The sequence below is a fragment of the Streptomyces sp. NPDC015144 genome, assembly GCF_043079735.1.
Lineage (GTDB): Bacteria > Actinomycetota > Actinomycetes > Streptomycetales > Streptomycetaceae > Streptomyces.
This window is the reverse complement of sequence record NZ_JBIBUU010000005.1, coordinates 96152-117318: the sequence shown is the minus strand read 5'-3', so window position 1 is coordinate 117318 and position 21167 is coordinate 96152. Positions and strand designations below refer to the sequence as shown.

Below are 21167 nucleotides of genomic sequence, written 5' to 3'. Positions count from 1 at the left end.
GGTCGTGGATCCCCCCTCCGGGTCGGTCGACCCGATGCGTTCTCCACCGTGCACCACGGCACTGACAATCGCCCCCGACCGGCCGCCGGACCGGCCCGGACAGCCGGCCCCGACCGGCCGCCGGACCGGATCGGGGTCGGCCGCAGCGTTGCTGACCCGCGGTCAGCCGACGACCGGCGACACGGCCACACAGCCGCCGGCGGCGAGCATGTCCTTCCCCTTCCCCTCCTCGATCACCTTGCCCTTGTACGTGATCGAGCAGGTGACCCCGGCCCCGTCCGCGTCGAGGACGATCGGGGTGACGCCGGGCGGCGTGATCCCGCGCAGGGTGACGGTCTTGCGCCAGGGCAGCGTGGGCGATGCGACCTTCTCGATCTTCGGGTCCATGGCCTTGCCGCCGCCGACATGGAACTGGATCTCGTCGACGCCCGATCCCGTGACCTCGTAGGTGACTTCGTACTTCTCGTCGACCACCTCGTCCACGGCGTCGCCCACGGCCTCGTCGACGGACCTGTCGACCTTCTCGGCCGTGTCCGAGCAGGCGGTGAGGCCGATTCCGAGACCGAGGACGACGGCCGCGCAGGCGGCGGCGCGGGCCGTGGTGCGGGCCGTGGTGCGGGCCGTGGTGCGGATGGGGCGAATGGTGCGGCTCATGGCTGGATCCCCCCGGATCGATGGGTCTGATACCCGCAGAGAATCGCAAAGGAAAGGTCAAGTCAAGTGGCGTGCATGACGGCGAATCAGCAGGTCAGGGCGATTGTCAGTGGGGCGCTCTACCGTCGTTGCCATGCTGCTATCTCACGGGGGAGAAACCACGCGCACCGCCGGGCCGGTGGCGCGCTGGACGGTGGAGCAGGTACTGGCCCTCGCTCCTGACGACGCGTCGCGCCGGGCGGGGACGAAGCTCGGTGCGGCCGGTCCGTGGTCGGGTCACGGCTGCGACGGGTCGGGGGCGGTGTGGGGGCTGTGCGAGGGAAGCGGGAGCACGCCGTACCGGACGGTGGTGGACACCACGGGCCCGGCGTACGCGTGCAGTTGCCCGAGCCGGAAGTTCCCGTGCAAGCACGCGCTGGGTCTGCTGCTGGTCTGGGCGTCGGACGGATCGGTGCCGCCCGGGGGCGAGGTGCCGGACTGGGCGGCCGAGTGGCTGGCCGGGCGCCGGGACCGGTCGGCCGGGCGGCCGGAGCGGAGCGCGGCGGGCACCGCCCCGGCCACGGGCCCGGCCGACCCGGAGGCCGCCGGACGGCGGGCCGAGCGCCGGGCCGCGCGGATCACCGGCGGAGCCCAGGAGTTGGAGGAGCGGTTGGCGGATCTGCTGCGGACCGGCCTGGCGGGGGCCGGTCGGCCGGGCTACGCGTTCTGGGAGGAGACGGCGGCCCGGATGGTCGACGCCCAGGCCCCGGGGCTGGCGGCCCGGGTGCGGGAGCTGGGGGCCGTCCCGGCCTCCGGCCCGGACTGGCCGGTGCGCCTGCTGGAGGAGTGCGCGCTGCTGCATCTGCTGGACAGAGCCTGGCTGGGTGTCGACCGGCTGCCCGGACCGCTGGCCGCCACGGTCCGTACGCGCGTGGGGCTGACGGCTCCCGCCGAGGGCCCGCCGGTCCGGGACGAGTGGCTGGTCCTCGCCCAGTACGACACCTCCGACGGCAGGATCGTCACGCGTCGCGTCTGGCTGCACGGAAGGGGAACGGGCCGCACGGCACTGCTGCTCTCCTTCGGGGCGGCCGGCCGCTCCCCCGATCTGACCCTGCCGGTGGGCGCCACGGTCGACGCCGGGCTGATGTTCCGCCCGGGCACCGGCCGGCTCCGGGCCGAGCCGGCCGGGGAGTTCACGGTGGTGGAGCGGGCAGCCACGCCCCCGCCGGGCGGCACGGCGGCCGAGGCGGTCGGCGCGTACGGCGAGGCGCTGCGGGAGGATCCCTGGCTGGACGCCTGGCCGGTGACGCTGCGCGCGGTCATACCCGTCCCGTCCGGGGACGGCTGGCAACTGCTGGACGCGGCGGGCGGCGGGGGGCTGCCGGTCGCCCCGGCCGCCCTGTCGCGGCCCGGGCTGTGGAAGCTCGCCGCGCTCTCCGGCGGCTCCCCGGTCACGGTCTTCGGCGAGTGCGGCCACCGCGGCTTCGACCCGTACGCGGCCTGGCCCAAAGGGGTCGATGACGACGGCACGGGCGGGCCCGTACCGCTCGTCTGACCCGACCGGTCGAGCACGACCGAGTGACCACGACCGAATGAACACGAACGAGGACGAGGACGAGAAGGGGGACCATCCATGCCCGGCACCATCGCATCCGCCCCGTGGGAGGAGCTCGTCACCACGGCGCTCCTCGGTACCGACCGCCGCCCGCCCACCGGGGGCGGCGGGCCCGCCGGACTGCTCGACGCGGCAGCGGCCCACACCGTGCGGCGGCGGGCGGGGCTGCTGCCCGCCCCGGCCGCCGACCGGCCCGGAACGGCGCCCGCCGACCCACGGCCCACACCGCCCCCGGCCGCGCGGCGCAGACTCGCCCAGCTGCTGGCCGACCGATCGGCACCGGGCGGCTCGGGCGGGCGGCGCGGCGCGGCCCCCGACCTCACGGAGCTGATCCCGCAGTGGCTGGCCGCCGCCAACCGCCGGGGTTTCCGGGCCCCGGCCGAACTGCTCCCGGCCCTGCTCGACGCGGCCCGGGCCCGGACCGACCTGCGGCCGCAGGTGCTGGCCTTCGCGGGCCCGCGCGGGCTGTGGCTGGCCCGGTTGAATCCCGAGTGGCGATTCGCCCTGCGCGGCGCGTCCGCCGGAGCGCCGCGCCCCCTCCCGGCGGATTCCGGGGCGGTCGTCCGGCTGTGGGAGGAGGGACTGTTCGCCGAGCGGGTCGCGCTGCTCGCGGCCCTGAGGGCACGCGACCCCGCCGGAGCGCTGACGCTGCTCACCTCCACCTGGGCCACCGAGCGGGCCGAGGACCGGCTGATGTTCGTCGACTCGCTGCGCACCGGGCTGTCCCCCGTGGACGAGCCCTTCCTGGAGCAGGCGCTCTCCGACCGCAGCCGCAATGTCCGCTCCACCGCCGCCGAGCTGCTCTCCGCCCTGCCGGAGTCGGCGCTCGGGGCCCGGATGGCGTCCCGGGCGCTGTCCTGCGTGAGCCCGGATCTCACCGGCGACGAACCATCGGTCGCCGTGGAGGCCCCGCACGAGTGCGACGGGGCGATGGAGCGCGACGGTGTGGTGGCGGTGCCGCCGTCCGGCCGGGGGGAACGGTCGTGGTGGCTCGGCCAGCTCGTCGAGGCGACGCCGCTCGCCACCTGGTCCGCGCGGTTCGGCCACCGCACCCCCCGGGAGATCGTCGCCCTCCCGGTCGCGGACGGCTGGGCCGAGGAGCTGCACGCGGCGTGGTGCCGGGCGGCGATACGGCAGCGGGACGCCGCATGGGCCCGCGCGCTGCTCGGCGCCCCGGCCGCCCCGCCGTCGAGCGGCCCGGGAACGTCGTCGCTGGCCGAGCGCTCGAAGCTCCTCGGCATACTCCCGGCGGCCGAGCGGGGAGACTGGGTCGCCGGGTTCATCGCCGCGCACGGACTGTCCGAGGCGTTCCAGCTCCTGGGCGTCTGCCCGACCCCCTGGGCCGGTCCGCTGGGCCGCGCGGTCGTGGACGCGCTGGACATCGCCCGGGACGCGGGCAGCTACCCGTGGAGCTTCAGCGGTGTGATGGGCCTGGCCGAGCGCTGTCTGAACCCGGCGGAGGCGGACCGCCTGGAGGTCCTGACGACCACGCCCGACGAGTCGGCGGACGCCTCACCGGGTGCGGGCGGCTACTGGTCCGAGGCCTTCCAGCGGCTCGTCTCCACGCTGCGAATGCGCGCCGAGATGGTGGCGGAGCTGACCCCGCCCTGACGATCACGCCCGGTCCTTGGTCTGCCGGTACCGGTACGGCCAGACCAAGGACCGGGCGAGACAGGAACCAGGCGGAACAGGCACCGGGCGGGACGGAGTAATGGCCGGCGCGAGGGCCCAAGCACGGGCCGAGGCGAACCGGATCCGGCCAGGCCCGATCAGGCCGGGCCGGACCGGCGGGAACAGCCCGAGGACTGATCCCGCCGGGCACACGGCCGAGGCCGAGGGCATACCCCGCCGGGAACCAAGACCGGACGGATCCGACCGGGTCCGACCAGGACCGTCCAGTAACGGGACCGGACGAGCCATGAGCGGGCCCCGGGACCGGGCCGGGCCGGGCCGAATCAGGGCCCGGGCCGGGGAAAGGCCCAGGCGAGGGCCCGGCCCGGGAAGGTCAGGCTTCCGCGTGGTGGCGGATGTTCGCGTTGATCCACTCGACGATCGCGGTCGTCGTGGCGCCCGGGGTGAAGATCTCCGCGACACCCTGCTCCTTCAGCGGGGCGATGTCGTCCTCCGGGATGATGCCGCCGCCGAAGACCTTGATGTCCTCCGCCTCGCGCTCCTTCAGCAGCTCGATGACCTTGGCGAACAGGGTGTTGTGCGCGCCGGAGAGGATCGAGAGGCCGATCGCGTCGGCGTCCTCCTGGATCGCGGTGTCCACGATCTGCTCGGGCGTCTGGTGCAGCCCGGTGTAGATGACCTCCATACCCGCGTCGCGCAGCGCCCTAGCGATCACCTTGGCCCCGCGATCATGGCCGTCCAGCCCCGGCTTCGCCACCACCACACGGATCGGACCGGTCACACCCATCACTGCCTCCACATACCTCTCCCGCGCCTGAAGGGCCGGGGATGTGAACGAACGTTATCTACAGCATCCCGCAAGCCGTCGTTTCGCGGTGGACGGGGAGGGGGAAATCACACAGTGGGACATGTTCACCGGGCACCGCCCCCCGTACGCACACGGCACGCCAGCCGTGCGGGGTCCGGTCGCCAGGGGAGCCGCGACGAGGTCGCCCGTACCAGCGTGCCGTCAGCCGCACGGCGCGGTGGTACGGCCGGCCCGGTCCGCCGGTCCGTCCGTACCGCGCGCCGGTGACCGCACAGCCGCCTCCCCCGCTCGTCGAAGCCGGAGGTCGGCCATGAAGGTCCTGCCTTTTCTTCCGTCACTGCCGCTCCCCCCGCCGCTCGGTCCGGGGCCGCGTCCCACCGGGCCGTCCGGCGCGCTGCTGAAGGCCACCGCCCTGGAGCTGGTGGCCCTCACGGCTCATGTACTCCTCTACCCGACCGGCATCACCGGTGAACGGCGGAACGCACCGTGCCCGGCCGAACCCTCCACCGCCACCACCGGCCCCGCCGCCACCGGCCGCGCCTCCGCCAGAACGCCCGCCCGGGCCCCCGCCCCGCCCGCCGGCGAGGAGCCTCCCCCGGTCGTCCTGGTGCACGGTTTCATCGACAACCGCTCGGTCTTCGTCCTGCTGCGCCGGGCCCTCGCCCAGCGCGGCCACCGCCATGTGGAATCGCTCAACTACTCCCCGCTGACCTGCGACATCCGGACTGCGGCCGAGCTGTTCGGGCGGCATGTCGAGGAGATCTGCGCCCGCACCGGGCACCAGGAGATCGACATCGTCGGGCACAGCCTCGGCGGGCTGATCGCCCGCTACTACGTCCAGCGGCTCGGCGGCGACCAGCGGGTCCGCACCCTGGTCACGCTCGGCACCCCGCACAGCGGCACCGCCGTCGCCCCCTTGGCGAGCGCCCACCCCATCGTGCGGCAGATGCGCACCGGGTCCGCGCCGATCGAGGAGCTGCGCCTGCCCGCACCCGGCTGCCGCACCCGCTTCGTGAGCTTCTGGGGCGAGCTGGACCGGGTGATCGTCCCGCCCGAGGCCGCCCGCATCGACCACCCCGACCTGGACGCGGAGAACGTACGCGTCACCGGCATCGGCCACCTCGCACTGCCGGTGCACCCGACCGTGGTCGCCGCGATCCGCGAGGCGCTGGAGGAATCCGGCGGCCCGGCGACCGGCCCCGCCAAGGACGCGGGAGCAGCCTGAGCCGCACAGACCCCACAGACCCCACCAGTCCCATGGACCACACAGGCCACGCAGGCCGCAGGAACGTCCGGACCCCGTCGCCGACCCTGCCTTCGCAACCGACAGTGACGCTGCAAATAGAACAGCCTTCGAACATAGAGCCAAGGGTCTGTGCGCGGGCCGCCGAAAGGCGGCCGATTGCCCGTTTCCTGAGCCGCCGGGACCCGTGGAAGATTGTCGACGCCAGGTAGCGGCGGGTACAGTCGCGGCCACTGCTCCCCCTGGGATTCCCCCACCGGACCCCCGAGCACAGGTCCTGCTGCCGAGGCGAGAGAGAAGTTGGTGAACGACCAGCACCCCGACGCCGGGTACGCCGGGCACGACGGCGGAGCGACCGGCGGCTTCCACGGCGATCCGCTCTTCGGCTCGTTCCAGGCCGGTCACGACAGCACGTACGGCGGCGGTTACGGCGTCGGCCATGTCGACGGGTACAGCGGCCAGTACGACTCCACCCAGTGGGACACGGGAGCGCACCCGACCGCCTCGTACGACAGCTACGCCCCGTACGCCACACAGCCCGAGGCGCAGCAGTACCCGGAGCCCCACTACCCGGAGCCGCAGCACGCGGAGCCGCAGTACACGACGGGCCCGGCCTACGGCACCACGGCCGTCTGGACGACCGCCGACTACGGCACGGACGCCACCACCTCCACCGCAGTCTTCCCCGGCATCCCGGCCCAGGGGGGTTCCCCGGAGAGCACCGGGCAGTGGGACACCGGCAGCTGGTCCACGGACGGCCACTGGGCCATGAACGACGCGGCGATGAACAGCACGGCCGCGTACGACACCGGCGCCTACGACGCCACCGCCTGGAACACCGGCGCCGCGACCGTGCCCGCGCCCGAGCCCGCCTTCGACCAGCAGCTCACGCAGACCATGGAGACCGCGCGGCTGCCGCACGAGGCACACCCCGCACCCGAGGCACACCCCGCGCACGGCGACGACTACGCCGAGTACGAGCCCTACGCCGACCGGACCGCCTCCTACGCGTACGACCCGTACGCCCCCTACGCCCCGGACGGCGCGAGCGACACCGACGCCACGGACGGCATCACGGACGGCACCCACGGGACGGACGGCGGCGCCGACGACCTCGATGCGGCGGACGGTCCCGACGGGCTGGAGAGCACCGAGCTCGCGTCCGGTCCGCGCCGCTCCCCCGACCGCCCCGCCACCCGGGGCGGTGGCCGCGGCCGTCGTCGTACGCCCGCGAAGCGTTCCGCGCTGCTGACCGTCGCCATTCCGTCCGCGTGCGTGATGAGCGTGGCCGGGATCGCCGCGGCCTCGGTCGGCGGGCTCGGCGGGGACGAAAAGAAGGACGACACCACGGCGCTGGCGGCGGCCGACTCCGTCAAGCCCGCCGAGGCCAACAACAAGCTGGACACCCAGCTCGCCAAGCTCAGCGCCAACGCGGAGAACTTCGCCAACCGCGCCAGCCGCACCCAGGAGCGCATCGACCTGCGCGAACGGCAGGCCGCCGAGAAGAAGAAGCGCGAGGAGGAGGCCGCCCGCAAGGAGGCGCTGCGTCCCAAGTTCGTGCTGCCGGTCAAGCAGCACGGACTCAGCGCGTACTTCGGTCAGGCGGGCATCAACTGGATGTCCGTGCACACCGGCATCGACTTCCCGGTGCTGGAGGGCACGCCCGTGATGGCCGCGACGGACGGCACCGTGCGCACCCAGCTGAACAGCGCGTACGGCAACATGGCGATCGTCACCATGGCCGACGGCACCGAGACCTGGTACTGCCACCTCAGCAGCACCCGGATCCGCTCGGGCCCGGTCAAGGCCGGTGACGTCATCGCGTACTCGGGCAACACCGGGAACTCGACCGGCCCGCATCTGCACTTCGAGGTACGGCCCGGCGGCGGCGCCGCGGTGAACCCGCTGCCGTGGCTGCGCAGCCACGGCGTCAACCCGACCTGAACCGCAACGCGGAGGGGGCCCGAGCGAACACGCTCGGGCCCCCTCCGCGTTTTCTCCGCCTACAGCTTCTCGACCGGGGCGTAGCGCAGCAGCAGCTTCTTCGGGCGCTCGTCACCGAAGTCGACCGTGGCCTTCGCCTGGTCGCCGACGCCCTCGACCGCCGTCACCGTGCCGAGCCCGAACTGGTCGTGCGTGACCCGGTCCCCGACGGCCAGCGTGATCGTCGGCTTGTCCGAGGTCCGCCGGGTCGCGAAGCCCGAGGGGCCGGAGCGGGCGCGGGAGGCGGAGAGCGAGGACGTGATCCCCGAGGTCGGACCCGCCGAGGCGGCCATCGGGCCCTTCCGCCGCCAGTCCAGGTGCTGGTCCGGGATCTCCTCCAGGAAGCGGGACGGCGGGTTGTACGACGGCTGGCCCCACGCGCTGCGCATCGCCGCCCGGGTCAGGTAGAGCCGCTCGCGGGCCCGGGTGATGCCCACGTAGGCGAGGCGCCGCTCCTCCTCCAGCTCCTTCGTCTGCCCCAGGGCCCGCATGTGCGGGAAGACGCCGTCCTCCATGCCGGTCAGGAAGACGACCGGGAATTCGAGGCCCTTCGCCGTGTGCAGGGTCATCAGCGTGATGACGCCGGAGCCGTCCTCGTCCTCGTCGGGGATCTGGTCGGAGTCGGCGACGAGCGCGACCTTCTCCAGGAAGTCGGCGAGCGTACCCGCGCCCTCCTCGCCCGCCTCGCCCCGCTCCTGCTCGAATTCGAGGGCGACCGCGGCGAGTTCCTGGAGGTTCTCGATCCGGGTCTCGTCCTGCGGGTCGGTGGACGCCTGGAGTTCGGCGAGGTAGCCGGTACGCTCCAGGACCGCTTCCAGGACCACCGCGGGACCCGCGCCCGACTCGCCGATCGTGCGCAGCTCCTCCATCAGCGTGTTGAACCGCTTGACGGCGTTGGCGGAGCGGGCGGCCATGCCGTACGCCTCGTCGACCCGGCGCAGCGCCTGCGGGAAGGTGATCTTCTCGCGCAGGGAGAGCGCGTCGATCATCGCCTCGGCACGGTCGCCGATGCCGCGCTTGGGCACGTTGAGGATGCGGCGCAGCGGGACGGTGTCCTCGGGGTTGGCGAGGACGCGCAGGTAGGCCAGGATGTCGCGGACCTCCTTGCGCTCGTAGAAGCGCACTCCGCCGACGACCTTGTAGGGCAGGCCGACGCGGATGAAGATCTCCTCGAAGACGCGGGACTGCGCGTTGGTGCGGTAGAAGACCGCCACGTCACCGGCCTTGGCGTCGCCCGCGTCGGTCAGCCGGTCGATCTCGTCGGCGACGAACTGCGCCTCGTCGTGCTCGGTGTCGGCGACGTAGCCGGTGATCCGGGCGCCGGTGCCGGCGTTGGTCCAGAGGTTCTTGGGGCGGCGGCTCTCGTTGCGTTCGATGACGGCGTTGGCGGCGGAGAGGATCGTCTGCGTGGAGCGGTAGTTCTGCTCCAGGAGGATCGTCGTCGCGTCGGGGTAGTCCTCCTCGAACTGGAGGATGTTGCGGATGGTAGCGCCGCGGAAGGCGTAGATCGACTGGTCCGCGTCACCGACGACGCACAGCTCGGCCGGGGCGTCGTTCTCGCCCGTCGGGCCGACCAGCTCGCGGACCAGGGTGTACTGGGCGTGGTTGGTGTCCTGGTACTCGTCGACCAGGACGTGGCGGAAGCGGCGGCGGTAGTGCTCGGCGACGTCGGGGAACGCCTGGAGCAGGTGGACCGTCGTCATGATGATGTCGTCGAAGTCCAGCGCGTTGGCCTCGCGCAGCCGGGACTGGTACATCGCGTACGCCTGGGCGAGGGTCTTCTCGAAGCCGTCGGCGGCCTGGCCGGCGAAGGTCTCCTCGTCGATCAGCTCGTTCTTCAGGTTGGAGACCTTGGCCGTGAACGACTTCGGCGGGAAGCGCTTCGGGTCGAGGTCCAGATCGCGGCAGACCAGGGCCATCAGCCGCTTGGAGTCGGCCGCGTCGTAGATCGAGAACGACGAGGTGAAGCCGAGCCGCTTGGACTCGCGGCGCAGGATGCGGACGCAGGCGCTGTGGAAGGTCATGACCCACATGGCGTTGGCGCGCGGTCCGACGAGCTGCTCGACGCGCTCCTTCATCTCGCCGGCGGCCTTGTTGGTGAAGGTGATCGCCAGGATCTGGCCGGGGTGCACCCCGCGCTCGGCGAGGAGGTGGGCGATCCGGTGGGTCAGCACCCGGGTCTTGCCCGAGCCGGCCCCGGCGACGATGAGCAGCGGGGAGCCGGCGTGGACGACCGCGGCGCGCTGCTCGGTGTTCAGCCCGTCGAGGAGTGCCTCGGGGTCGATGACGGGGCGGGGGGCGCCGTCGCGGTAGTAGGCGTCCCGGGGCGGCGGACCATCGAACACGCCCTCGAACAGCCCCTCCGGCACCACCTCGGGCGCGGTGTCCTCGGGGGGCGGCGGGGGCTCTTCCTCCGAGTGCTGGAGGCCGGCCAGGAAACTGTCGTCAAAGAGGCTGCTCATCGCTTGTCGAGTCTACGGGCTGGCCCCCGGCGCCCGGCGGGCGTTCCGGGAGACGGTACGGAGCGGCAGCGGGGGCCCACGCGGGGTGAGCATCCGGACCCCTGTCACGCAGGTCACGAAAATGTATCGGGCATTTCGAACATCAACCTTCCCAGTGGCACCACGGGTTGGCTAGCGTGCTCGACCGGGCGGCCCGACCCCCTTGCGGCGACCCACGCCGAACGGGCGCCCGCGCCGAATCCGGGCTGCCCGTACGGGAGTCCGGAGCCGGGGACCCACCATGCACTATCGGGGTGAATCGGTCCATAACCCCCACGCGGACCGTAGGGCAGCCTTCCGTTCGCCCGAACCCGACAGCCGGGGCGTTTCGTTTGGATCAGGCCGGATCAGGGAGCGGGGTCCGGTGCTGTGGATCGCAAGGCGGAGGAGGGAGTCGACGCGGAGCGTCGGCGAGTGACGACAACGCGGCGAGGCGCAGCACCGGGGCACGCGAGCCCGGCCTGATCCAAACGAAACGCCCTGTCCCGGCAGGCGGTCCACGGAAGGAGATGCCCCTCTTGGCATCGCACCGCAAACCGCGCGCCCGGGTGCGTTCCACCGCACCGGCCGTCGGGCTCACCACCGCGGCCCTGGCGTCCGTGACTCTGCTCTCCACGCAGAGCGCGGTGGCCGCGCCGGATCCGAGGCCGAGCGTCGAGGACGTCCAGAAGCAGGTGGACGACCTCTACCGGCAGGCGGGCACCGCGACCCAGAAGTACAACCAGGCGAAGGAGGCGTCCTCCGCCCAGCGCGCCAGGGTCGACGCCCTGCTGGAGGACGTCGCCCAGCGCACCGACAAGCTCAACGAGGCCCGCAGGACGCTGGGCGCCTTCGCGGCCGCGCAGTACCGCAACGGCTCCATCGCGCCGACCGCCACGTTCTTCCTGGCCGACGACCCGCAGTCGTACTTCGACCAGAGCCAGCTGATGCGGCGGATGACCGATCGCCAGCAGAAGGCGGTCACGGACTTCCGCGTCCAGCAGGAGAAGACCGCGAAGAAGCGGGCCGAGGCGGTACGGAGCCTGGAGACGCTGACGACGGCCCAGGCCGATCTGCGCACCAGCAAGCAGAACGTCCGGACGAAGCTGTCCGAGGCGCGCACACTGCTGTCGAAGCTGACCGCCGAGGAGAAGGCGCGGCTCGCGCAGATCGAGCGGAAGAAGGAGGCGGAGGCGGCACGGAAGGCCGAGGAGCTGGCGAAGCGGCAGGCCGCCGCCAAGGCCGAGGCCGACCGCAAGGCCGCCGAGGACGCGAAGAAGTCCGGCGGCACGGGGACCGGAACGGGCACCGGATCCGGCACGGGCAGCGGCACCAGCAGCAAGGCGGAGCAGGTCCTCGCCTTCGCCCGCGCCCAGATCGGCAAGCCGTACGTGTGGGGCGCGACGGGCCCGGCGTCGTACGACTGCTCCGGGCTCACCCAGGCCGCCTGGAAGGCCGCCGGTGTGGACATCCCGCGCACCACCTGGGACCAGGTCAAGATCGGCACCCGGGTCGCGACGGCGGATCTGCGCCCCGGTGACCTGGTCTTCTTCTACGACGACATCAGCCACGTCGGCATCTACAAGGGCGACGGGATGATGATCCACGCGCCGAAGCCCGGGGCGAACGTGCGCGAGGAGTCGATCTACTACATGCCGATCTACGGCAGCGTGCGCCCGGCGTAGTCCACCGCGGGGCCCACGACGGGTTCCGTGGCGGCTTCCATGACGGAGGCGCGCGCACCGTGCACCGGCTGCCGGGTCCGCCCGGCAGCCGGGAGCGGGGTCAGACCCAGAGCGTGGCGATGAAGATGTTGGCGAGCGTCAGCCCGCCGACCGCCGCGAAGGCGCCCTTGTCGACCTTCTCCTCGTCCCGCTTGATGTAGACGAGCGCGAGGATGACGACCAGGATCAGCAGCTTCACTCCGATCTTGATGTTGTTCACGTGGCCGCCGTCGGCCTCGCGCATCCCGACGAGCGCGATACCGGTGACCAGCATGGTCAGCGCACCGTGCAGCATCGCCGGGACGAATCGGGCCGCGCCCGCGCCCATCGCCTTCATCTGGGTGAGGAATCCACCCAGCAGGGAGGCGATGCCGATGATGTGCAGGGCGACGAAGACATGAATGAGTACGTCCATGAGGCCGCAGCCTAGCCAGGGCTATACCACCCCCCGACAGGCAGGTCCACCTTCACCGGGCAAACACGCCTCCGTGTCGCTTGACTCACACCTGTACCAATTGCGTGACTCTGGCGTAATTTTTCCGATCAATCGACGGCATTGCCACGCCAAAAACGAGCAATATGCGTCATTACGACTCCGGCCCGTGTCCCGGGTTTAGCGTCACTGACGGACCGGGCGCCCCGCCCCGACGGGACCGGCCACTCCGCCGAACGTACCGGCGGGCCCGCCGGTACCCCCCGTCGGGCAGTCGTCAGGAAGGACGCACGCCCCCGTGGCAGCGCATCGAAAACCCAAGCAGCGCCTGTACACCGGCCCTGCTGCCCGCACCGCGGCGACCCTCGCCCTCACCGGGGCCGCCACCGCCGCCGCACTGCCCGGCCCCGCGGCCCACGCCGAACCGCAGCGCACCCCCGCCCAGGTCAAGTCCGAGGTGGACCGGCTGTACCACGAGGCCGAGATCGCCACCGAGCGGTACAACGGGGCGAAGGAGAAGGCCACCGCCGCGGAGAAGGCCCTCGACGACCTGCGCGACGAGGCCGCCCGCCGCACCGAGCGCCTCAACGCCTCCCGCGACGCGCTGGGCGCCTTCGCCGCCGCGCAGTACCGCACCAGCGGCCTCGGCCCGTCCGTGCAGCTGGCGCTCTCCTCCGACCCCGACCAGTACCTGGAGCGCGCCTCCTACCTGGACCGGATCGCCGACCGCCAGTCCGTCGCGCTCGACCGGGTCCGCCACCAGGTCGCCCGGATCGCCACGCTCCGCGCCGAGGCCAAGGGCCGGCTCGCCGACCTGACCGCCCGCCGCGCCGAGCTGAGGAAGAGCAAGGCGACGATCACCGCCCGGCTGACGGAGGCCCGGCGGCTCCTCGACCGCCTGACCCCGACCGAGCGCTCCTCGTACGAGAACAGCGACCACGGCTCGGCGGGCCGCGCCTCCCGCTCCCTGCCGCGCGGCTCCGTCCAGGCACCCAGCGCCCGCGCCGCCGCGGCCGTCGCCTTCGCGTACGGGGCGCTCGGCAAGCCGTACGTATGGGGCGCCACCGGCCCCTCCTCCTTCGACTGCTCCGGGCTCACCCAGGCCGCCTGGCGCTCCGCCGGGGTCTCGCTGCCCCGGACGACGTACACCCAGATCAACGCCGGGCGGCGGGTCTCCCGCTCCGAACTCGCCCCAGGGGACCTGGTGTTCTTCTTCTCCGGCATCAGCCATGTCGGGCTCTACATCGGCAACGGGCAGATGATCCACGCCCCGCGCCCCGGCACCCCGGTCCGGGTCGCCCCGATCGACCAGATGCCCTTCGCCGGGGCGACCCGGGTGGCATAGGCTCCCGACGCCGGTCCGGGCCGTCCGCCGCCACGGCGGCGGCCCACCACCGATCAACCGGCCCGAGGACGAACCGACATGCCCGTGGACGCCGACGTCCAGACCCACGCCCGCACGCTCGCCCAGCGCTCCCCGGACCACCTCCGGGTCGGGCCGTTCACCGTGCGGTACAACCCCGACTGGTCCCTCAAGTACGCCAATTACGCCATACCCGACCAGGACGCGGAGCCGACCGCCGAGGACATCGACGCGCTGATCGCCGCCTTCCGGGCGCACGACCGGCTGCCCCGGCTGGAGTTCCTGCCCGGCTCGGCGCCCGCGGTCGAACCCGCGCTGCTGGCCGCCGGGTTCACCGTCGAGAACCGGGCCCCGATCATGGCCTGCGTCCCGGGCGGGCTGCGGATGCCGAAGCCGGTGCCGGAGCTCGCGATCGACGAGCCGTCCACCGACGACGGGTTCGCCACCGCCGCGCTCGTCCAGCACCACGGCTACGGCGGCACCGGCGAGCCCGAGGAGGGCACGGCGCGGTGGCTGCGCACGGCGGCCGAGGGCGGCGGCGTCGCTGCCCTCGCCACGCTCGACGGCGTACCGGTCGGCGCGGGCGGCTGCTCCGTAGCGGTCGACGGCCTCACCGAGCTGGCCGGGCTGGCCGTCGCCGACGCCTACCGCCGCCGGGGCATCGGCGCCGCGCTCTCCGCCCACCTGACGGCCACCGCGTTCGAGCGCGGCTGCCGGGTGGTCTGGCTGGAGCCGGCCGACGACGCCGTGGAGCGGATCTACGCGGGCATCGGCTTCGACCGGATCGGCGAGAAGCTGAACATCTCGCTCGACCCGGCCTGATGTCGCGGTGGGGTCCGGCGGCTCAGACCAGCCGCCGGGCCGTCGCCCACCGGGTCAGCTCGTGCCGGTTGGAGAGCTGGAGCTTGCGCAGCACCGCCGAGACGTGCGACTCGACCGTCTTCACCGAGATGAACAGCTGCTTGGCGATCTCCTTGTACGCGTAGCCGCGGGCGATCAGCCGCAGCACCTCGCGCTCGCGCTGGGTCAGCCGGTCCAGGTCCTCGTCGACCGGCGGCGCGTCCGTGGAGGCGAAGGCGTCCAGGACGAAACCGGCCAGCCGGGGCGAGAACACCGCGTCGCCCTCCTGGACCCGGAAGACCGAGTCGACCAGGTCGGCGCCGGTGATGGTCTTGGTCACGTAGCCCCGGGCACCGCCCCGGATGACCCCAATGACGTCCTCGGCGGCGTCCGACACGGACAGCGCCAGGAACCGCACCGGGTTGTCGACGGCCCCCATCAGCGAGGAGCAGCGGCGCAGCACCTCGACGCCGCCGCCGCCCGGCAGGTGGACGTCGAGGAGGACGACCTCGGGGCGGGTCGCCGTGATGACGGTGACCGCCTGGTCGACGTCGGCGGCCTCGCCGACCACCTCGACGCCGGTCTCCTCCGTGCGGCCGATCTCGGCCTGGACGCCGGTGCGGAACATCCGGTGGTCGTCGACGAGCACGACCCGTACCCGGCGCTCCGGGCCGCCGGCCGCCCCCTCAGTGGTCATGGTCATCGCTCGCCCTCTCCATCTCCAGCTCGACCTCCGTGCCCCCGCCGGGCACCGAACGCAGCCGCGCCGTGCCCCCGTTGCGCTGCATCCGGCCGATGATTGATTCTCGTACGCCCATTCTGTCCCCCGGTACGGCGTCCAGGTCGAAGCCCGGCCCCCGGTCGCGGACCGAGACGAAGACCGTGCGGCCCTCGACCTCCGCGTAGACCTGTACGGCACCGCCCTCGCCACCGTACTTGGCGGCGTTGACCATCGCCTCGCGCGCGGCCTGCATCTGCGCGACGAGCTTCTCGTCGAGCGGGCAGTCGCCGACGACGACCACCTCCAGCGGGACGCCGTGCTTGTCCTCGACCTCGGCGGCGGCGCGCTTGACCGCCTCGGCGAGGGTCTCGGGCTCGTCGTCCTCGTCCTTGCCGGTGCCCTCGGGGTTGTACAGCCAGTTGCGCAGCTCCCGTTCCTGGGCGCGGGCGAGCCTGCGGACCTCCCCGGCGTCCTCCGCGCGGCGCTGGATCAGGGTGAGGGTGTGCAGCACCGAGTCGTGGACGTGGGCGGCGACCTCGGCCCGTTCCTGGGCCCGGATGCGCATCAGGCGTTCCTCGGAGAGGTCCTGGGTCATCCGGACGAGATAGGGGCCGGCCAGCAGCGCGATGCCGGTGAGCACGGCGATCGCGGCGGTCAGGACGTTGCCGAGCTGCGCGGCGGAGCCACGGACGACGACGAAGACGGCCAGGCCCACCCCGACCAGGGCGACCCCGGCGAGCCCCCGGGCCAGGTGCAGGACCCGGCGGCGGCGGCCGACCTCCATCCAGCGGGCGCGGCGGGCGTTGTCGGCCTGCCGCCACACGAGGACGGAGCCGCCGCCGATCAGCACGGCGGGCCAGACGTAGCGGTTGGCGCCGCTGCTCATGTCGACGTTGCCGACGAAGACCAGACCGCCGAAGAACAGCGCGATCAGTGCGAAGACCTGGCCCTTGTCGGGCTTGCGGAATCGGCGGCGGCCGTCCGGGCCGGTCTCGAAGACCGGGCGGGGCGCCTCGACCCCGCCGACCCCGAGCGGGACGACGATCCAGAACACGGCGTAGAGGACCGCGCCGAACCCGTCCGCGAAGAACAGGCCGACGAAGAAGAACCGCACCCAGACGACGGGCAGCCCGACATGTCCGGCCAGGCCGCGCGCGACCCCGCCCAGGAACCGCCCGTCGGCGCTGCGGTACAGCTTCCGCGGCGGCGGCTCCTCAAGGTCTGCGGGGCGGGAGCCGGGGGCTCGGGTGGTGGCGGGCATGCACCGATCGTCACATGCCCGCGCGGGCCGGGGCATCAGGGTCGGCCCCCTAAGGTCTTGGCCCTCGGGGCTGGCGGGGCCCGGGACCAATATCAGGGATCGGCCAGGGTCGGTCCCGGTCCCGGTCGGGGCGGCGGGCGGTCACCATGGAGCCATGACCGTTCCCCAGGACGCCGCCCCCGGTGCCGCGCCGCCGCCCCCCGCTCCTCCGCCCCTGCTGCGGCGTACCCCGCGGCAGAAGGTCGTGGCCGGGGTGTGCGGCGGGCTCGGGCGGTACTGCGACGTCGACCCGGTGATCTTCCGGATCGTGCTCGGCGTGCTCGCGGTGACCGGCGGCATCGGGCTGATCTTCTACGGCTTCGCCTGGCTGCTGATCCCGGCGGACGGCGAGGAGGAGAACGAGGCGCGCAGGCTGCTGTCCGGCCGGGTGGAGGGCGCCTCGCTGGTCGCGGTGCTCCTCGCGCTGATCGGCTGCGGCCTCTTCCTGTCGATGCTGGGCAACGGCGGCACCCTGTCGTTCTCCGCGCTGCTGTCGCTGGCGGTCGTCGGCTTCGCCGTGTGGACGCAGAACCGCAGGACCGCGGCGGCCGAGGATCCGCACCGGCCGGCGGCGGCCCAGGCGGTGCCGGACGCGCCGCCGGAGGTGCGGGCCCCCCCGTCGCCGGGCAGCCCGTCGTGGTGGCGCGACCCGATCGTCAAGGACGGGACGACGGGGCCGGTCGGCGCCGGTTATCTGTGGGGGCCGGCCGACGCGGTGCTGCCGCCGCGCGCGGACCGCCCGGCGGGCACGCCGGACTCCCCGTTCCGCACGCCCCGGCCGGAGCGCGGCACCCGCGGCCCGGCCTCGATCGGCGGGGCGGTCTTCCTGTGCGCGCTGATCGCGGGCGGGCTGGGGACGGGGCTGACCTGGGAGGGCCGGCCGTTCGGTACGAGCCTGCAGTTCGGGCTGGCCGCCGCGCTGGCGGTGTTCGGCCTCGGGATGGTGGTCAGCTCGTTCCTGGGCCGGACCGGGTTCGGCACGGTGCTGCTCGCGATGGTCACCGCCGTCCTGCTGGTGGGCTCCGCCGCGCTGCCCAAGGACATCAGCACCCACTGGGTGCGCGAGACCTGGCGGCCCGCCTCGGTGGCGGCGGTCCAGCCGCAGTACCGGCTGGGCACCGGGGACGCCCGGCTGGACCTCACCGGGCTCACGGTCCCCGAGGGCGAGACGGTCACCACCGCCGTGAAGGTCGGGGCCGGCCGCGCGGTCGTCGTCGTACCGAAGGACGTGACGGTGAAGGTGGCGGCGCGGGTGGCCGTGGGCGACATCGCGCTGCCGGTGAACCGGTTCGGCGGGCTGGCGGACGGGATCGGCCACGAGGCGGGCATCAACCCCGCCCAGGAGGTGCACCGGACCCTGCCCCCGCCCCCCGGCGGCAAACCGGCCGGTACGGTCGAGCTGCGGCTCGACATGAGCATCGGAGAGCTGGAGGTCACCCGTGCCGATTCATGAGATCCGCCCCGGACGGGCGGTGGCGGGCCTGGTCATGATCGCCCTGGCGGTGGGGTACGCGGCGGACGCCGCGGGCTACTGGGACGCCCCCTGGACGTTCTTCCTCCCGCTGTTCTTCGGCGGGCTCTGGCTGGCCACCCTGGTGACCTGGGCGAGCTACCTGATCCGTCGCCGCCGCGCCGCCAGGACGGCGTCCAGGGAGAACGCCCCGGACCCGGCGAGCACCAGCGGCAGCCAGCCCATGAGATAGGCCAGGTCGTTGCCGAAGTAGTACGGGGTGATCGCCCAGCTGACGGTCAGCCACAGGCTCAGCGAGATCAGCGCACCGCCGAGCGCGGCGAGCCGCCCCCACAGCCCGAAGAAGGTGCCGAGGCCGACGAGGAGTTCCCCGATGGCGATGGCGTAGCCGAAGGTGCCGGGGCTCTTCAGCGCGAGGTCGACCAGGGCCGGGATCGCGGACGAGTCGCGCACCGCGTGCATGGTCTCGCCGATGGAGCCGGGGCCGGTGGCCCGGAAGAAGGAACGGTCGGTCAGCTTGTCGAGCCCGGCGTAGACGAAGGTGATGCCGAGAAAGAACCGCAGCGGCAGCAGGGCGTGCTCCCGTGCCGTCTCCCTGAGCCCCCGCCGCTCACCGAGGCCGCGTACGCCCGCTCCGTATCCCTGCATGTGCCTGCTCCGCCTTCCCCGGGGCCTGTCCCCGCACCCCCGACCTTACGCAGCGTGCGCGGGGAACGCGTCGTCGGAGGCGGTGTCAGTCCGTCACCTCGATCTCGACCGCGTTGGTCTCCACCCCGGCGGCGGTGACCACCTGCACCTCCACCACGCCCGGCTCGACCTCGACCGGGACCGGCACGGTGAGGACCCCGTCCGTCGGGTTGGCGAAGCCACCGGTGACCGGGATCAGCGGCACGTGGACATGGACCCGGCCGATCCGGACGACCATCCGGGCCAGCCGGTCCGGTGTGCCGGCGCCGGGCGGTACGAAGCCCGCGCCCCGGATCTCGATGTCGTCGCCGGTGCGCACCGGCGCGTCCAGGTCCCCGGCCTCCCGGGCCCGGACCACCGAGAGGATCACCGGCCGGCCGCCCTCCACGTACTTCCCGGCGAAGTAGGCGAGCGCCGAGACGGTCACCAGGAGCGCCAGTCCCCAGGGCAGGTCCGGCAGTTGCTCGGGCCGCCGGGCCAGCCGGACCGCGGCGAACACCACGGCGACGGTGCTGATCAGCAGGTACTGCACATCGGTGAAGCTGGCCCGCCCCGAGTCGTCGGTGAACGGGTCGGCGGCGCGCGGCCGGTCCGCCCGCAGCTTCTGCAGCCGCCCGGACAGCGTCCGTACCGTCACCACCCGGCGGACGACGACGGCGACGGCGCAGACCAGCGCCAGCACGGTCACCACCCCCGCGCTCCGGGCCAGGTCCAGCCCCTCGATCAGCGCGTCGCGCTCGGCGTGCCCGGAGGCACCGGCCAGCTGGAGCGCCAGGACGAGCACGGAGAAGACGGCGAGCAGCACCCAGGAGACGGCGACGGCCCGGGAGGTGGAGAGCCGGTTGTCCTCGCCGATCAGCGGGGCGAGGAGGCCGCCGCGGGCGCGGTGGAGGTGGGCGGCGCCGGTGAGCAGGGCGGCGGTGACGAGCCCGGCGAGCAGCCCCGCCGTACGGGCGTTGGTCCAGCCCGCGCCGATGGCGGTGACCGACTCCCCGACGAGGAGGAGGACGAGGGCGCCCCAGACCGTGATCAGGGTGCGCCGCCAGACCCGGTACAGCCAGGCGTCGCCCTCCTCGCGGCCGCGTTCGGCGACGGTCCTGGCCGACTGGGTCAGCTCGTCCGAGACCCACTGGCGGGTCGCGGAGACGGACTGCGCGACGCCGGGCGGCAGCCCCTGACCGGCGGCGAACCCGTCCCGTTTGGCCAGGAAGGCGGCCACCGCGCGCCGGTGGCCCTCGCGCGCCCCGTGCGGGCAGTCGCCGCAGGTGCAGCCGCCCCGGTGGGCGCCGCCCGCCCTCGCCTCGTCCAACACCACTGGGAACGCCGCCCTCTCCAGCCCGGTGCAGCCAACTCGGCTGCTATTGCAGCGAATTGTGCCGTACGGCGGGACTCCGGGCCGCATCGGGGCACGCTCCGGGGGCGTACCGTCAGAATGTGCGACTGATCCGCTGCCAGAGGGGCTGGTAGTTGATCCACCCGACCAGGTCACTGCCCAGTTGGTCCCGGGTGGCGAGCGCCTCCCGGTGGCCGATCCGCACCGGCTTCCCGGCGGCCCGCGCGGCCAGTTGGACCTGGCAGGCGCGTTCCAGGGAGATGAACCACCAGGCGGCCGCGTCCACCGAGTCGCCGACGGTGAGCAGTCCGTGGTTGCGCAGCACGATCGCCTTGTGCCCGGCGAGCGCGGCGGCGATCCGGCGTCCCTCCTCCTCGTCGACGACGACCCCGGTGTAGGCGTCGTACAGGACGTGGTCCTCGTAGAAGGCGCAGGACTCCTGGGTGATCGGCTCGATCAGCTCGCCGAGGGCGGCCAGCGCCCGGCCGTGCACGGAGTGGGTGTGCGCGACGGCGACGGTGTCCGGGCGGGCCCGGTGCACGGCGGCGTGGACGGCGAACGCCGCCTGGTTGACGTGGCGGCGGCCCTCGACGACCTGCCCGTCGCCGTTGACCAGGATCAGCTCGTCCGGCGCGAGTCCGTCGAACGGGGCCCCGAAGGGGTTGACCCAGAAGCAGTCGGGGAACTCCGGGTCGCGGGCGGTGATGTGCCCGGAGACGCCGTCCTCGTAGCCGTACTGCCCGAACAGCCTCAGCGCCCCGGCCAGCCGCTCCTTGCGGTACGCGCGCTCCTCGGCCGGGGAGCCGTGCACGGGCGGCATCGCGAAGTGGAGCCGGTCCACGGGTACGGGGGCGGGGGCGGGTGCGGACTCGGTCATGGCGGCTCCTCGGAATCCCGGTCG

Annotated in this window: 18 protein-coding genes and 1 riboswitch; of the genes, 9 read left to right on the top strand and 9 right to left on the bottom strand. The window is 73.3% G+C overall.

The genetic code is table 11. From position 1 onward, the window contains the following. Positions 1 to 162: 162 nt before the first annotated feature. Entirely contained in the window at positions 163 to 654 is a 492-nt protein-coding gene (locus ACF08W_RS11315) for an MmpS family transport accessory protein (protein WP_392279114.1), read from the bottom strand. Positions 655 to 787: 133 nt separating this feature from the next. Between ACF08W_RS11315 and ACF08W_RS11310 the strand changes: the two genes are divergently transcribed. After that, entirely contained in the window at positions 788 to 2188 is a 1401-nt protein-coding gene (locus ACF08W_RS11310) for an SWIM zinc finger family protein (RefSeq protein ID WP_392279113.1), read from the top strand. 78 nt (positions 2189 to 2266) lie between these two features. Continuing rightward, a complete protein-coding gene (locus ACF08W_RS11305) occupies positions 2267 to 3859 on the top strand; it encodes a DUF5691 domain-containing protein (protein WP_392279112.1) in 1593 nt (530 codons plus the stop codon). A gap of 394 nt (positions 3860 to 4253) precedes the next feature. On the opposite strand, the gene ACF08W_RS11300 is transcribed toward ACF08W_RS11305, so the two are convergent. After that, complete coding sequence (locus ACF08W_RS11300; RefSeq protein WP_352273566.1) at positions 4254 to 4667, bottom strand: cobalamin B12-binding domain-containing protein; 414 nt, start codon at positions 4665 to 4667, stop codon at positions 4254 to 4256. A 331-nt stretch (positions 4668 to 4998) separates the two neighbouring features. On the opposite strand from ACF08W_RS11300, the gene ACF08W_RS11295 reads away from it, so the two are divergent. Together ACF08W_RS11295 and ACF08W_RS11290 are read left to right on the top strand one after the other, a co-directional pair. Next, positions 4999 to 5913, top strand: coding sequence for a lipase family alpha/beta hydrolase (locus ACF08W_RS11295; RefSeq protein ID WP_392279111.1), 915 nt, complete (start codon positions 4999 to 5001; stop codon positions 5911 to 5913). Positions 5914 to 6234: 321 nt separating this feature from the next. Beyond that, positions 6235 to 7875 (top strand): M23 family metallopeptidase, encoded by a 1641-nt coding sequence (locus tag ACF08W_RS11290; RefSeq protein WP_392279110.1) that lies wholly within the window; start codon positions 6235 to 6237, stop codon positions 7873 to 7875. Positions 7876 to 7934: 59 nt separating this feature from the next. Here ACF08W_RS11290 and pcrA read toward each other — a convergent pair whose 3' ends face one another. Continuing rightward, entirely contained in the window at positions 7935 to 10376 is a 2442-nt protein-coding gene (pcrA, locus tag ACF08W_RS11285; RefSeq protein ID WP_392279109.1) for a DNA helicase PcrA, read from the bottom strand. 237 nt (positions 10377 to 10613) lie between these two features. Further along, positions 10614 to 10755: riboswitch (cyclic di-AMP (ydaO/yuaA leader) on the top strand. A 169-nt stretch (positions 10756 to 10924) separates the two neighbouring features. Between pcrA and ACF08W_RS11280 the strand changes: the two genes are divergently transcribed. Next, positions 10925 to 12079 carry an NlpC/P60 family protein gene (locus tag ACF08W_RS11280; RefSeq protein ID WP_392279108.1) on the top strand — a complete coding sequence of 385 codons (1155 nt, stop codon included), beginning with the start codon at positions 10925 to 10927 and terminating at the stop codon, positions 12077 to 12079. Positions 12080 to 12179: 100 nt separating this feature from the next. Here ACF08W_RS11280 and ACF08W_RS11275 read toward each other — a convergent pair whose 3' ends face one another. Beyond that, positions 12180 to 12533 (bottom strand): hypothetical protein, encoded by a 354-nt coding sequence (locus ACF08W_RS11275; protein ID WP_385208400.1) that lies wholly within the window; start codon positions 12531 to 12533, stop codon positions 12180 to 12182. 316 nt (positions 12534 to 12849) lie between these two features. On the opposite strand from ACF08W_RS11275, the gene ACF08W_RS11270 reads away from it, so the two are divergent. Continuing rightward, positions 12850 to 13896 (top strand): NlpC/P60 family protein, encoded by a 1047-nt coding sequence (locus ACF08W_RS11270; protein ID WP_392279107.1) that lies wholly within the window; start codon positions 12850 to 12852, stop codon positions 13894 to 13896. 78 nt (positions 13897 to 13974) lie between these two features. Further along, positions 13975 to 14736, top strand: coding sequence for a GNAT family N-acetyltransferase (locus tag ACF08W_RS11265; protein WP_392279106.1), 762 nt, complete (start codon positions 13975 to 13977; stop codon positions 14734 to 14736). Positions 14737 to 14758: 22 nt separating this feature from the next. On the opposite strand, the gene ACF08W_RS11260 is transcribed toward ACF08W_RS11265, so the two are convergent. Both ACF08W_RS11260 and ACF08W_RS11255 read right to left on the bottom strand, forming a co-directional pair. Further along, the gene (locus ACF08W_RS11260; RefSeq protein WP_352273574.1) at positions 14759 to 15457 is read right to left on the bottom strand and encodes a response regulator transcription factor; all 699 of its coding nucleotides are present in this window, start codon (positions 15455 to 15457) and stop codon (positions 14759 to 14761) included. After that, on the bottom strand, positions 15441 to 16736 hold the full coding sequence (locus ACF08W_RS11255; RefSeq protein WP_392279105.1) for a PspC domain-containing protein: 1296 nt from the start codon (positions 16734 to 16736) through the stop codon (positions 15441 to 15443). The genes ACF08W_RS11260 and ACF08W_RS11255 overlap by 17 nt, the downstream gene beginning before the upstream one ends. Before the next feature lie 154 nt (positions 16737 to 16890). On the opposite strand from ACF08W_RS11255, the gene ACF08W_RS11250 reads away from it, so the two are divergent. Then, positions 16891 to 18228 (top strand): PspC domain-containing protein, encoded by a 1338-nt coding sequence (locus ACF08W_RS11250; protein ID WP_352273576.1) that lies wholly within the window; start codon positions 16891 to 16893, stop codon positions 18226 to 18228. After that, positions 18215 to 18478 (top strand): hypothetical protein, encoded by a 264-nt coding sequence (locus ACF08W_RS11245; protein WP_392279104.1) that lies wholly within the window; start codon positions 18215 to 18217, stop codon positions 18476 to 18478. Before ACF08W_RS11250 ends, ACF08W_RS11245 begins: the two co-directional genes overlap by 14 nt. On the opposite strand, the gene ACF08W_RS11240 is transcribed toward ACF08W_RS11245, so the two are convergent. The 3 genes from ACF08W_RS11240 to ACF08W_RS11230 form a co-directional block, all read right to left on the bottom strand. Beyond that, positions 18385 to 18894, bottom strand: a complete 510-nt coding sequence (locus ACF08W_RS11240; RefSeq protein ID WP_352273578.1) for a DoxX family protein — start codon at positions 18892 to 18894, stop codon at positions 18385 to 18387. The genes ACF08W_RS11245 and ACF08W_RS11240 overlap by 94 nt on opposite strands. A gap of 85 nt (positions 18895 to 18979) precedes the next feature. Then, entirely contained in the window at positions 18980 to 20248 is a 1269-nt protein-coding gene (locus tag ACF08W_RS11235; protein ID WP_352273579.1) for a hypothetical protein, read from the bottom strand. Positions 20249 to 20360: 112 nt separating this feature from the next. Continuing rightward, entirely contained in the window at positions 20361 to 21143 is a 783-nt protein-coding gene (locus ACF08W_RS11230; RefSeq protein WP_352273580.1) for a class II aldolase/adducin family protein, read from the bottom strand. Positions 21144 to 21167 lie beyond the last annotated feature (24 nt).

Excerpts from the sequence above, each read along its gene's own strand:
- ACF08W_RS11315 (WP_392279114.1), bottom strand. The coding sequence starts at position 654 with ATGAGCCGCACCATTCGCCCCATCCGCACCACGGCCCGCACCACGGCC.
- ACF08W_RS11310 (WP_392279113.1), top strand. The coding sequence starts at position 788 with ATGCTGCTATCTCACGGGGGAGAAACCACGCGCACCGCCGGGCCGGTG.
- ACF08W_RS11305 (WP_392279112.1), top strand. The coding sequence starts at position 2,267 with ATGCCCGGCACCATCGCATCCGCCCCGTGGGAGGAGCTCGTCACCACG.
- ACF08W_RS11300 (WP_352273566.1), bottom strand. The coding sequence starts at position 4,667 with ATGGGTGTGACCGGTCCGATCCGTGTGGTGGTGGCGAAGCCGGGGCTG.
- ACF08W_RS11295 (WP_392279111.1), top strand. The coding sequence starts at position 4,999 with ATGAAGGTCCTGCCTTTTCTTCCGTCACTGCCGCTCCCCCCGCCGCTC.
- pcrA (WP_392279109.1), bottom strand. The coding sequence starts at position 10,376 with ATGAGCAGCCTCTTTGACGACAGTTTCCTGGCCGGCCTCCAGCACTCG.
- ACF08W_RS11280 (WP_392279108.1), top strand. The coding sequence starts at position 10,925 with ATGCCCCTCTTGGCATCGCACCGCAAACCGCGCGCCCGGGTGCGTTCC.
- ACF08W_RS11275 (WP_385208400.1), bottom strand. The coding sequence starts at position 12,533 with ATGGACGTACTCATTCATGTCTTCGTCGCCCTGCACATCATCGGCATC.
- ACF08W_RS11265 (WP_392279106.1), top strand. The coding sequence starts at position 13,975 with ATGCCCGTGGACGCCGACGTCCAGACCCACGCCCGCACGCTCGCCCAG.
- ACF08W_RS11260 (WP_352273574.1), bottom strand. The coding sequence starts at position 15,457 with ATGACCATGACCACTGAGGGGGCGGCCGGCGGCCCGGAGCGCCGGGTA.
- ACF08W_RS11255 (WP_392279105.1), bottom strand. The coding sequence starts at position 16,736 with ATGCCCGCCACCACCCGAGCCCCCGGCTCCCGCCCCGCAGACCTTGAG.
- ACF08W_RS11250 (WP_352273576.1), top strand. The coding sequence starts at position 16,891 with ATGACCGTTCCCCAGGACGCCGCCCCCGGTGCCGCGCCGCCGCCCCCC.
- ACF08W_RS11240 (WP_352273578.1), bottom strand. The coding sequence starts at position 18,894 with ATGCAGGGATACGGAGCGGGCGTACGCGGCCTCGGTGAGCGGCGGGGG.
- ACF08W_RS11230 (WP_352273580.1), bottom strand. The coding sequence starts at position 21,143 with ATGACCGAGTCCGCACCCGCCCCCGCCCCCGTACCCGTGGACCGGCTC.